The organism is Komagataeibacter intermedius TF2 (assembly GCF_000964425.1).
Taxonomy (GTDB): Bacteria; Pseudomonadota; Alphaproteobacteria; order Acetobacterales; family Acetobacteraceae; genus Komagataeibacter; species Komagataeibacter intermedius.
Genome location: NZ_BANF01000023.1, coordinates 1 through 11984 on the forward strand (window position 1 = coordinate 1; position 11984 = coordinate 11984).

14 protein-coding genes are annotated in these 11984 nt (G+C 56.2%); 4 read left to right on the forward strand and 10 right to left on the reverse strand.

All coding sequences use genetic code 11. The features are described 5' to 3' along the window. Positions 1–439: 439 nt before the first annotated feature. Positions 440–1462, forward strand: coding sequence for a P63C domain-containing protein (locus tag B7449_RS03870; RefSeq protein WP_082084742.1), 1023 nt, complete (start codon positions 440–442; stop codon positions 1460–1462). 38 nt (positions 1463–1500) lie between these two features. On the opposite strand, the gene B7449_RS03875 is transcribed toward B7449_RS03870, so the two are convergent. The 7 genes from B7449_RS03875 to traA all read right to left on the reverse strand — a co-directional run bounded on the left by B7449_RS03875 (position 1501) and on the right by traA (position 9041). Next, positions 1501–2406 (reverse strand): NotI family restriction endonuclease, encoded by a 906-nt coding sequence (locus B7449_RS03875; RefSeq protein WP_158003705.1) that lies wholly within the window; start codon positions 2404–2406, stop codon positions 1501–1503. Next, positions 2396–3565 (reverse strand): DNA cytosine methyltransferase, encoded by a 1170-nt coding sequence (locus tag B7449_RS03880; protein ID WP_082084744.1) that lies wholly within the window; start codon positions 3563–3565, stop codon positions 2396–2398. Before B7449_RS03880 ends, B7449_RS03875 begins: the two co-directional genes overlap by 11 nt. After that, complete coding sequence (locus B7449_RS03885) at positions 3562–3759, reverse strand: ribbon-helix-helix domain-containing protein (RefSeq protein ID WP_158003704.1); 198 nt, start codon at positions 3757–3759, stop codon at positions 3562–3564. Before B7449_RS03885 ends, B7449_RS03880 begins: the two co-directional genes overlap by 4 nt. Before the next feature lie 303 nt (positions 3760–4062). Beyond that, positions 4063–4731 carry a DUF6118 family protein gene (locus B7449_RS03890; protein WP_039733234.1) on the reverse strand — a complete coding sequence of 223 codons (669 nt, stop codon included), beginning with the start codon at positions 4729–4731 and terminating at the stop codon, positions 4063–4065. Positions 4732–5025: 294 nt separating this feature from the next. Further along, on the reverse strand, positions 5026–5418 hold the full coding sequence (gene vapC, locus B7449_RS03895; RefSeq protein WP_039733733.1) for a type II toxin-antitoxin system VapC family toxin: 393 nt from the start codon (positions 5416–5418) through the stop codon (positions 5026–5028). After that, a complete protein-coding gene (locus B7449_RS03900) occupies positions 5415–5609 on the reverse strand; it encodes a type II toxin-antitoxin system VapB family antitoxin (protein WP_010512615.1) in 195 nt (64 codons plus the stop codon). The genes vapC and B7449_RS03900 overlap by 4 nt, the downstream gene beginning before the upstream one ends. A gap of 54 nt (positions 5610–5663) precedes the next feature. Beyond that, the gene (traA, locus tag B7449_RS03905) at positions 5664–9041 is read right to left on the reverse strand and encodes a Ti-type conjugative transfer relaxase TraA (RefSeq protein WP_082084746.1); all 3378 of its coding nucleotides are present in this window, start codon (positions 9039–9041) and stop codon (positions 5664–5666) included. A gap of 96 nt (positions 9042–9137) precedes the next feature. Between traA and B7449_RS03910 the strand changes: the two genes are divergently transcribed. The 3 genes from B7449_RS03910 to B7449_RS03920 all read left to right on the forward strand — a co-directional run bounded on the left by B7449_RS03910 (position 9138) and on the right by B7449_RS03920 (position 10237). Beyond that, positions 9138–9497: a conjugal transfer protein TraD gene (locus tag B7449_RS03910; protein WP_171789707.1), complete on the forward strand. Its 360-nt coding sequence runs from the start codon at positions 9138–9140 to the stop codon at positions 9495–9497. 64 nt (positions 9498–9561) lie between these two features. Beyond that, positions 9562–9801 (forward strand): conjugal transfer protein TraD, encoded by a 240-nt coding sequence (locus tag B7449_RS03915; protein ID WP_039732543.1) that lies wholly within the window; start codon positions 9562–9564, stop codon positions 9799–9801. A 103-nt stretch (positions 9802–9904) separates the two neighbouring features. Next, entirely contained in the window at positions 9905–10237 is a 333-nt protein-coding gene (locus B7449_RS03920) for a hypothetical protein (protein ID WP_039732544.1), read from the forward strand. A gap of 150 nt (positions 10238–10387) precedes the next feature. Here the strand turns inward: B7449_RS03920 and B7449_RS03925 are convergent, their stop codons facing one another. The 3 genes from B7449_RS03925 to B7449_RS03935 all read right to left on the reverse strand — a co-directional run. Further along, positions 10388–10810, reverse strand: coding sequence for a type II toxin-antitoxin system VapC family toxin (locus tag B7449_RS03925; RefSeq protein ID WP_039732545.1), 423 nt, complete (start codon positions 10808–10810; stop codon positions 10388–10390). Continuing rightward, entirely contained in the window at positions 10807–11064 is a 258-nt protein-coding gene (locus tag B7449_RS03930) for a FitA-like ribbon-helix-helix domain-containing protein (protein ID WP_039732546.1), read from the reverse strand. Before B7449_RS03930 ends, B7449_RS03925 begins: the two co-directional genes overlap by 4 nt. Before the next feature lie 263 nt (positions 11065–11327). Beyond that, on the reverse strand, positions 11328–11984 hold a 657-nt coding region (locus tag B7449_RS03935), incomplete at its 5' end, for a Tn3 family transposase (protein WP_148431298.1).

The following is an 11984-nucleotide window of genomic DNA, read 5'->3' on the forward strand; positions in this document are numbered from 1 at the left end:
CCGCGAATACGGCGCACGCGGGTCAGAACGCGCTTTTTCTCAGCCGGTGTGTGCGGCACGAACGCTTACTCCCGAATATACTACCCTTGAGTATCCTTTTCATACTATGGGGCAGTATGTAAGGGATATAAGGAACGTGCTTGTCATATGATCCGATCACAATTCCGTATTGCTGAAATTTTCACCATAACGTCCATGGGTTGCCTGTCTGTGTCTTGGGATCATTCAATAGGTGCAATCAGTGAGATCCAGACAATCTCTGCAACGAGGCTTTGAAGCGCTGATGTCCGCTATTTGGCAAACAACCTTGTGGTCCAAACGACCGAGATGAGGCGTAAGCTGCCATCCTACTTTTGATAAATGCCATTATCAGGGATAAAACTTTATGCTTGCTAACCAAGCATATTTAGGCGATGCTTAGTGAGCAAGCATTGAGGCGATGATGAACGATTCTCAAAAAAAGGGTGGCCTTACGCGCGCCAAAATACTGTCTCCCTCAGCCCGTAAAGCCATTGCGAGGGCTGGAGCGCAAGCTCGATGGGCCAAAGCAGATCCAGAGAGACAAAATCTTCCTAAAGCCGTTTGTGGTTCTAATGAGAAACCGCTCCAAATCGGAGAGGTCGCAATACCTGCTTATGTCCTTGATGATGAACGTAGAGTATTAACTGTTTCTGGCATGTCAGACGGCCTTTCGATGGCGCGAGGTGGTTCTGAAATCCCTGGTCTCAATAGATTTGAACTTTTTATATCTCGTGATCGTATTCACCCTTATGTATCGGATGATTTACAAAAACAGATATCAAATCCAATTGTTTTCCTTACACCGACAGGATCGAAAGCATATGGATATAATGCCCAAGTTTTAGTTGAACTATGCGAAGCAATATTATCAGCTCGCGAGGCTGGAGTATTACAAAAACAACAATTAGGTATTGCTCAACGTTCTGAAATATTGATGCGTGGTCTGGCCCGTGTTGGCATTATAGCACTTGTTGATGAAGCCACTGGATACCAAGAGATACGTGATAGAACGGCTCTTCGTAGCATTCTAGAAGCTTATATTTCTAAAGAATGGCTTCCTTGGACACAACGATTTCCACTCGAGTTCTATCAAGAGATGTACAGACTTCTCGGCTGGACGCTCGATCCTTCCAGCAAATCAAAGCCAAGTTATGTTGGAAAACTTACTAATGCTTTAGTATATGATCGTCTTCCAAAAGGGGTTGCAGAAGAAATCCGATCATATAATCCTGTAGATCCAAACACAAAAAGACGAAGATTTAAACATCACCAATTCTTAACAGAAGATATTGGCAATCCACACTTAGAAAAACATGTATCGAAAGTTGTCGGCCTTATGCAAGCCTCTGAAAATTGGAGAGAATTTAAACATTTATTCAGAAGAGTATTCAATCCTTCAAGAACATATGGTGACAAGCGTACAGTCGATATGAGTAAATAATGACATGATTTATAAAAAATATATTAAATATATTATTTTTAATCATCATCATATTCTACGCTGGAAATCTCTCCAGCCGAAATAAGATCAGAAATTTTCACTGCACCACGCGCTAAGGAGCTTTTTATTTGGTCGATAAAAGCTGACCGCTGTGGCGGATCTTTATACATGATGGCATTTTGCAAGTTAGTGTGACTAGTACCTTCAACATTCACAAGAACAGGCTTGTATTCTCCTACTTTGTCATGATCTTTCTCCAAGCGATAAGTCATAAAGATGATGTTAACCTGAGGATCTTTCTTAACCTCTGTTGTTCTCATAAAGCCCGCACGGCCTAAAATGTACTGATAAACTTGTTCAGGGATAACTGCGACGATCTTTGATTTCCAATGATGATGAAAATATCCCTTACGGATAAGCTGGGTGATATAACGTTTATAAACGTTATCCCAGTTAAATCCATATGTAGGCTTCTTTTCCAAATCTTCACCAATCCGTAAAGCTCGATAGGCAGGAAATACTGACCCTGTAATATCGATCGCTTGAAGCTCAACGGATAAGAACTGTTCAATTTTATTATCTTTCTTTACATCTGCGATAACAAAATCAACATTGCCAAAACCCTCCATCTTGACTTCACGTGCAATCTGCGGGTTATGCGGTTTATCGCCTGGCCAGCAATGATCAATAACCTCTTTCAAAAAATCGACCGCATAGAAGCGTTTAGGACAAACGAATATTAACTCCGGTCCCTGCATTGATTTACGCGATGCAGGCTTCCAGAGACTACAAACAGGATACGGTTCATTAGGTAACTGCGTGCTACGTTTTGGACATCGAGACTGGATATAGGGACATTCAAAATCAGTATGAGTAGGATCAATGCCCTTTACCGCACGCCGGCCCAATACCTCTCCAACAATCGTCTCAGGTTCAAACGGCAATCGAAAGTTCCTTGCGTGAATTTATTTTCATTTGTTTAGAAGCCATTTCCGTAGTGTCTGCAATAAGAAGAGCTTCAGCTACACTTTTCCCCAAGAGGGGCGGAACCGCATTGCCGACCTGTACAAATTGCTCTGTAATATTACCTTTAAATGTAAACAAATCAGGAAAGGATTGCAGCCGTGCAGCTTCACGGACTGTGAATGATCGGTCTTGTACGGGATGAATATAGGCACCCCAATGCACATCGCATTTGGTCAATACTGTACAGGAAAGATCCGTTTTTCTTGGCCTTCCATAACGTTTGGTATGATCGCTGCGCTTAGCCAGCTTCATACCAGCCGGCAAAAGATCAATCGGTATATCTCGCCATGATCCACCAGCTGGGATATGACGCATCCGCTCCACGTTAATATTCGATAGTCTGGACGCCGAATGATTCTGCACAATGGTACAGTCACCACGCAATAAGGCTTGATAGCTATTCTGTGGACGTGTCCTATATGGTCTTGGTTCTGCACGATCTCCATTCTCTAACTTTGGAAGATCGGAGATAGCATCCCAAATATTTACAAAAGGCCTTAACCCAGGCCCATGCGTAGGTTCAGGAAACAGAATTGGTGCATCAGTGCGCGTCGCAATAAAAAATACTCGTCTCCGTTCCTGCGGTACCCCATATTCTTCCGCACGCAACACTTTCATATCAACACGATAACCAAGGCTTTTCATGCCTTCAAAAATCTCATGCACAATGCCACCGCCAGCAATTGACATGATCCCAGTGACATTTTCCATTACTAACCAGCGAGGTTGGATACCTTCCACAATCCGAAGATATTCACGAAACAGACCCGCACGCGGATCATTGATGCCACGTTGATGGTTATAAACAGAATATCCTTGGCATGGGGGACCGCCAACCATCACATCGATCTCCCCCTTCTTTACGCCCGCAGCCTTCAGCAATTTCTGTGCGGTAACATTCTGAATCGGCCCACCAATGAATTTCGCTTCTGAATGGGTTGCCGCGAAGGTTTCCCCCGCCCGATCATCATAATCCTGACCTGCCAAGACATGAAAACCCGCCTGCCGGAAGCCTTCCGACAATCCGCCAGCCCCACAAAAAAGATCCATGACGGTCATATTATGACGCGGTTTCATTGGCGTCCTCTACGCTTCAAGACAGTCAGGGGAAGGGGCGATTGCTGTTCATCCCCTTCTATACGCTCAATCAATAAACTGATCGCATGACGGCCTAACCATGCCTTCGATACCTTCGAACGAGCGGCAATCTGATCGAAAGCAGCATATTCATCTTCAGACAGATTGACTGTGATCCGGTTCTTCGATGACACGGTTTTCCTCATTTCGCCGCAAAGTGCAGCACTTTGCATTTTTGTAACTTCAAGGATTCCGTATGTCAATTTAGCTCTTATCTGTTTGCCTCATCACCTGACTGAGCAGGAGACCTACTTCATACCTACCCAACAGCGCAGCCAGAAGCGACCTGCACCAGCGGTGCAATGGTGTATGAAGACCAGGTATTTATGGGTAGGCGTAATGTCGGTTCCGAGTATGTCTATGGGTCGTGATCAGGAAGGCTGTCAGGTCGTAAAACGATTGGTCTGTCAAATACGGCTGTCTGGACCATGTTCGTCCTACGACCCACCCGACCGAATAGTCATGACACAGGGCTGGTCCACCTTCGTCTCGTTGGCCCTTTTCTGGCAGGCGGCGATCCGGTCCTGACTGGCGCCCACTAGCCGGTTGGCCCAGACCATATGCCGCAGGCTTTCGGGATTGTCGGCCTCCATCATCAACGCACCAGATTCCCACCGATCCTGTCCGCCCACGATAAAGGAGGCCACCCGCGTCCCCAGTGATGACGGCAGGAGGTAGGTCAGGATAGGCGAGAACCCGATCCCGACAGCCAGACAGGCCAGCCCGACCTTCAGCACCCACCAGCTCTGCTGGTCCCGGGTGCGCGCCTGCCCGACAATATCGGTCAGTTGCTGCCGCTCCACCTGAACCGCACGGATCGCGGTATGAAAGGCGGCCTGCATGTCCTGACTGACGGAAAGCCCCGCCTGGCGTACCCCCTGCCCATAGGCCTGCGGCGTCATCTTCAGCGTCGGACTGGCCTCGATCGCCTTCATGCGCGCGCCCACGTCGTTCAGGGCCTTGACCAGTCTGGCCAGGTCCGGCGTGTAATCAGGCGGTCGGTTATCCCGCCATGCCTGGGGCAGCGCTTCCACGCTGCGCCGGAGCACCGTCATTTCGGCGCACAGATCCTCAAAGGCACGGGCTGCCGGATCCGTCTCGCTCATGATGGAACCATCCCCTTATCCAGATTCAGTTTTCCGGCACGTCCAGACGATCATCATCCTGGCCAGCCTCTTGCGTTCCGGCCCTTTCCTGCTTCCCGAAAAGCAGCCGCCTTCACCCTTCTTCCATTGCCAGGAGCGTAAGCCTGTTTGGCCGACTGTCTGAAGCCGCGTTCTGAATAGTCCGTCGCAATCTTTCCGCATTACGCGGACTACTCAGTAGATGCGCTGTCTCCTGACAAACGGCTTGTTCTTTTTCCTGCACAACATACCTCCCCCGGTAGCCTGCCCCCCCGATCAGGCAGCCCGTTCCAGCCCCAGATGGTCCACGAACGGATCAAAGTCCCGGTCACTGTAGAGCAGGCGATGACCGCTCACGATGCACCGGGTCGCAATCAGGGTATCAATGGTTTTCCGGATCGTAATGCCCCGACCGCGTAGATAACGGAAATACCGCGCCGCCTCGACCATCACATCGCGACCACCGATTTCAACCAGGTCCAGGGCACCCAGCATCCTCTGTGCCTGATTGAAATCCCGTTCGTTTGAGAAACCCTGCAGGACCTCGGTCATCATCAGATCGCCAATGCTGACCAGATCTTCCCCCAGCATCTGGTCAAGAAGATCAACCTGTGGGGTCGTATTCCCCCGAAAAAAATCGATCCAGACCGATGAATCGACCAAAATCATGCGTCGGAGCGCATGGCATCAAGATCACCCTGCCAGTCGAGCTTTCCCCGCAAGGTGCGGAGTTCCCGCTGCTGCTTCAGCTTGATCAGCGTCCGCAACCCGAGTTCGACCGCTTCCTTCTTGGTTTTGACGCCAGACGCCTTCAGCGCATCTGTCATGAGGGTATCATCAATAATGATGTTGGTTCGCATGATGTGTATCTCCTTCACAAATCATACACATTAACATCACCCGTCTCAAGCAGATTACATCCCCATATCCATATCCCGCCCCCTGGAGCGCGACAGGGAGCGCGTGCGCTGCGGCTGCAATCCATGATCGAGCGTCGATCCCTTCCGGACGCCCAGTTCGTGCCCCTTCCGCCGCAGGAGGGACTCAAGCTGCGCGTCCCGCTTCAGCTCCCTGAGCGCCACACCCTGCTGCTCGCGGCTCAGCCCGTCCCACGCCTTCACGAACCGCGCCGCCCGCAACTCGGGGGAATGCCGCACCTTGTCCTCGTGTTCCAGCCCCTCGACCAGCCTGCGCGCCCGTGCCGGCCCTTCCAGCCCGTACAGGGCCTGCCGGATCTCCGGCTCATGCTTCACGGCGGTTTCCAGAGCGATCACCGCCCCGGGCCGTAGCCGTTCCAGGGCCGTGCTGGCGTCAAGCCATGCCTTCTTCTGGTGCTCCAGCACCGGCAGGTCCTGCTCCACCATGCGCCCGATATCCCGCACCGCCCGCGCATACTGCTCCACCGCCTGGTGGAGCGGATCACCACCCGGCACAAACCCGCCCAGCCCGGCCGGCACCTGCGCGCGCTGCACGCGCGGCAGCCGCAACCCGGCAAAGGGAGAGGCGGGAGCCTCACGCTCAACCCCACTTTCCCCCTTCCCGGCCCCGGCATCCACCCCGGCCGACACGTCTTTTTCCGCCGTCTGGCCACGCCCCCGCACGGACAGGTCCAGCCCGTCGAACATCCCGCGTTTCCGCTGCGCCAGTGCCGGATCTGGCGTATGGACAGCTTCGGCCTGCCTGTCCTTCTGGGGGCCAGAGGCCGTCTCGCTGCGCCCCACCACGATCTCGCTCTCGGGGACATGCAGCCCGCGCCGCCGCGCAAATCCGATATCCTGATCCCGGACATGCGGGTAATCCAGCGTGGTATCCTTCAGCCGCTCGCGCGACAACCGCTTCACCAGCCCGTCAAGGTCGCCCACATCATCCCGGCCCCAATGAACGGACACGCTCTCCCGGTGCCGCGACAGCGCCACATAGGCCCCGTGCCGGTCCATGCTCCCCGTCGCCAGCACATGCGCCCGGTCCACCGTCACACCCTGCGATTTGTGGATGGTGGCCGCATAGCCATGATCCAGCGCGTCATAATCCGCCACCGACACGGACACGACCCGGCCACGCCCGGTCCCACCCGGCCCGTCGAGCTGCACCGACAGCACGAGATCCCCGGCCTCGACCGACCCCGTGATGCCCCGCACCATCCCCAGCGTACCGTTCTTTACCCCCAGCTCCCGGTCATTGCGCAGGAAGTAGACACGCTCCCCGTCCGCGAACACCCGCTCGCCCTGGGCGGTCGGCACCAGCACGTCGTCACCCAGCTCACCCGCGTCCCGCCGGATCTCCCGCGCCGCCTCGTTCAGCGCCCGCACATCGACACGCCGGTGCGCCAGCATGATCTGGCTGTCCTCTGGCGCGGCCTGACGGGCTTCATCCCACCCGGCCACCATCCCGGCCCGCGCCTCTTCCAGCGTGTCATGCCCGCGCACCAGGCCGGCCGCCTCATAGCGCCCCAGCGCCTCATCCGTCCGCCCGGTCGCCAGCTCCTTCGTGGCCACCTGCTGCCAGCCTTCACGCTGCCGGCGCACGGTCGTGATTTCCACCGACCCGACCCGCTCGGCCACCGCCCGGAACGCACCGCCGGCCTCGATCGCCTGCAACTGCTCGGGATCACCTACCAGCACCACCTTTGCCCCGACACCGCGCGCGGCCGACAGCACCCGCTCCATCTGCCGTGACCCCACCATGCCGGCCTCGTCCACCACCAGCACGTCCCCGCGCTCCAGCAGGTCGAACCCACGTTCCCACGCACGCTCCAGGGAGGCCAGCGTCCGGCTCTCGATCCCGGACCCCGCTTCCAGACCTTCCGCCGCGATCCCCGACAGCGCCGCCCCGCGTACCCGATACCCGGCCTCTTCCCATGCCGCGCGGGCGACACCCAGCATGGTGCTCTTCCCCGTCCCGGCATACCCGACCACCACGGACAGGTCGCGGGACTTCGTGACCTCGCCCACCGCCAGCGCCTGCTCGTCCCCAAGCCCGTCCCGCGCCATCGCCGCCCGACGCACCGCCAGCGGCACCACATGCCCCTGGGACTGCCCCATCGCGAGCGATGCCTCTTCCAGACGCTGCTCGACCCCGATCATCTCCCGTGTGGAGAACCGTTCCCGCCCATGACCATCTTTCCCGAGCGCGACCAACTCTGGACACGCCTCCACCCGAACCATGACAGCACTGAACTGTTCTGCGTCTGCCGTATGCCGGTCCACGAACCGCGCCAGGTCCCGCCGGGTAAACGTGCTCTGCTGTCGCGTCAGCGCCTCCAGCGCCACATGCGGCTCGGCCAGCAACCTTTCGCCATTGCACCGCGCGATCTCCAGATGATCGGCAACCCGCTCCGCGTCCTCGCCCCGCTCTTCCCGGCGCATCCCGGCCGGACCGATCTTGTTCTGTGGCTCAAGGTCGATCCCCTGTGCGGCGAACGACCGATGGTCGATCCGCACATCCAGGTCCAGCTCGGCCAGCCGTTCATTGGCGAGCGACGCCCACCGCTCCCGCCACGTCAGCAGCAGATCCCTGTCATTCCATGAACGCTCTTTCGCACCGAACCCGATGGAAGGCTGATCCTGCGCCAGCCCCAGGCCTTCATGCCGCAACCGTGCCGCAGCAATCAGTCGCGCTGTTCTTCCAGCCGCTGCAAGCGCTTCTCCAGCGTCGAGAGCTTCAGCAGGATGCCGCGCTGCGTCTCCCGAATTTCCGTCAGCAGACGGATCATGAGCTTGAGTGGATCGTCCTCCCCTTTCTGCTCCATCAGGTCCAGGATCCGGCGTGATGTCGTATGCGCCCCCGCCGCCTCGTTCAGGATGCGGGATTCCGTTTCGTCTTCCATGCACAGCCTCTCCGGTTCTGACTTCGATCCGCCGCGTGGACAGCATCACATGCGCATGGGGCTTCGCCTGTCCATCTTCGCCAATATCCCAATGCACATTGAGATCGGCCACCATGCCGCGTTCCACGAACTGCTCCCGCACAAAATCCCGTGCCAGCGCGATCCCCTGCGCCTGGGTCATTTCACGCGGGATTGAAAACTCCACCTCGCGGGCAAGCTGGGCATCCCTGCGCTTCTCGATCGCCTCGACCTCGTTCCATAGGGTCGCACGATCAAGAAACCGTTCCGGCGCGCCATCGGGCAACAGGATCTCGGAATGCACCACGCCGCTCTTGTTGGAAAAGTCATGGTCGCGATCCAGCCGCACGTCATGCAGGCGGGATGCCGCGCGATAGGCCGCCGCCGCCACGGCGCTCCGGCCGGTGGCGCGGCTGATGACCTTTGCATGCAGGTGATAGATCGCCATGAGTGCGATCCTATCACACCACTTAAGCGCACGTCACGAAGTGACGTATAAGCGCGCACTCACATTTTACTGCGCCACAAGGGTTGATTGCTCTGGATGAGTGACGCGGTTCTCGCCTGCGTGGTAGAGTATGCCACAGACCAGCAGGACAGAGGGCGGAAAATGCGCAGGCCACGGGACATTGATGCGGAACTGAAGGCGCTTCAGGAAAAGGCAAAACAGCTTAAGGCGCAACGGACCCTCCAGCTCGGCGAACTGGTCGAGGCGACGGGAGCCGATACCCTGTCGATCGAGGCGCTGGCCGGGGTGCTGCTTGCGGCTGTCGAACAGGCGGACGGCAAACCAGAAGCCGTCGCGAGGTGGACCGAACGGGGGACGGCGTTCTTTCAGGCTGGCGCAAAAAAGGGCGGCCGGAAAGGAACCGGAAACGATCAGAACGGAGCTTCTGGCGCTTGAAAGACGGATCAGGAAGCAGGAAGCCCTGATCCATCGCCATCAGGCACGAAAGGCACGCACCGACATGCGCGACTGGGCGAAGGCGCGACGGGAACGCACCCATCATCTGATCGAACTGGGCGGCCTGGTCCAGAAGGCGGGACTGGTCGATCTGACCGATGATGACCGCGCCACCCTGCTCGGGGCCTTCCTGGACATTGCGGCGCAGCTTCAGGGCGGCAATGATACCACTCCGGTTGATCTGAAAACGCGCTGGAGACGCGCGGGGCTTCATGCCTTCGACAGGGACCGGGAACAAGGCTGACGACAAAACACGATCATCCAAAACGGACAGACTGTAATCTCGGCCACAGAACAATTTTACGGCCTGGAAACTGACCACCACAGACACTTCAAGAGGATACCTAATGGCTCCAGAATACCCTTCTCCAGAATGGTTTTCTGATAAGATCAATCGCCATCAATGGATGTGGAATCTGAATGCCCGGTTTGTTTCACGGGCAGCAAAGCGTGTGACCGATACGGACGCTCTGGTCTTGCTCAATGAGGCGATCAATCTGGAAATAGCGGAAACGGCTGCCAATCTTCTACAGGAAGGTGTGCCAGAAAAAATCGTCGCTGATTTCGTTATGGCTTACAGTCAGACACAACGAGAAGAATTACTGGATAATGTCTGCGATTACGCATGGCGGATTTCTGCTCCTGTCGCTGCCACGAAACACGAGGCGATGAAGACATGACCATGACGGACCTTTCCGACGAACGGGCTGCCAAAAGGGATGCAATCCGCAAGGCACGCAACAGCATGAAACCCGCAGTCCCGGCCGATCAGGTCCTTGCTCTTCTGGACGCCGATCTGGCCCGGATTCAAGCCGCCATTGACGCCCTCCCTACGCCTCGTCCCACGGATTGATGAGGGTGATACCGCAGTTGAGGAAATCGCGTATATTCCGTGTCGCAAGGGATGCGCCACGGGACTGCGCGATGGCCGCGATCTGTGCATCAAACTGACTGATGGGTTCTCCGGCGTGCCGGCGTCGGGAGGCGATCTCAGCATAAACACGAGCTGCCTCTCCGTCGAAAGGCAGGATACGGCCGGAGAAATCCTCTTCGAACATGGCACGGGCGGCCGCGATCAGCAGATCCCGTCGTCGTCCTTCCGGCAGCAGTGCCAGCCCATACAGGATCTCGGCCTGGGTAATGGCCGTGATGAAGAGGGTCATCATGGATTGACGGGACATCCAGGCCAGCACCGCCCCGTCAGGCCCGGAGCGCATCAGTTCGGAGAGGATGTTGGTGTCGAGAACGATCACACTCCGAAATCCACGTCCCTGATGGCCTCACGGGACACGGCAGGCAGGTCTACCCCGCCCAGCCTGGCAAAACGCTGGTGAATGGCCTGACCGGCATCTACCCCCTGAGAGACTTCAGCGGAAAGAGCCGAGCGCAGGATATCGCGCACCTCTTCCTCCATGGAACGCCCATGCTGTGCTGCGCGCAGACGAAGCCGCTGCTTGAGACTGTCGTCGATATTGCGGATGGTCATGACGGCCACGGGAACCTCCATTAGGCAATGACAGCATTGTAGTCATTGACTGCGTACTTTGCAATCATCAGGTCGGATTGGGGTATTTGAGGGAAGAGACGAAATCCCGCACCAAGCTGAAAACGGAAGCGCAGATCCAAACTGGCCTGAAAATCCAGACGGAAACAGAACGCGGGAACGATTTCTCATTCCCGCGCTGAAGATTACCAGTAAGGGGTCACGACACGAAAGTGTATTTTACGTACGCTTAGGGTGAACACCTACAGAACCGCCAGCATTGGGGTTCAAGCGACAAGCAGGGATGCAGGCACCCGAAGCGATCGTAACGCGCCGACGTCCGGTTGTTCATCGACATTCCAGCGATAGTCGCCTGTCAGAGAAATATGCTCCCAACCGAGGGGTGCAATATGCCGCGCCAGGTCATCGGAAATGCCGAGCGTCGTGATGGCGGACTGAAGATAGCGCGTATTCCATAGGATAACCGCTGCCACCAGCAGGTTTAAACCTGACGCCCGATAAGCCTGATTTTCAAAACGCCGATCCCGCAGTTCACCAAGCTGGTTGAAGAAGAGCGCCCGAGCCAGCGCATTCCGGGCTTCTCCCTTGTTGAGCCCTGCCTGGGTTCGCCTGCGCAAATCCAGATCCTGTATCCAGTCGAGCATGAAAACCGACCGCTCGATCCGGCCAACTTCACGCAAGGCAACAGCCAGACCATTCTGACGGGGATAAGATCCGAGCTTCCGCAGCATAGCCGAAGCCGTCACGGTTCCACTCCGAATGGATGTAACGAGACGCAGCAGATCGTCCCAGTGTTCCACAATATGGTTGGTATTGATCAGGTCACCGGCCATCCCACCCAGAAGTTCGCCCGGGTGTTGTCCCGGGAAGAGGTGAAGTTTCCGCTCTTTCAGATCCCGTATCCTGGGCGCAAATCGATAACC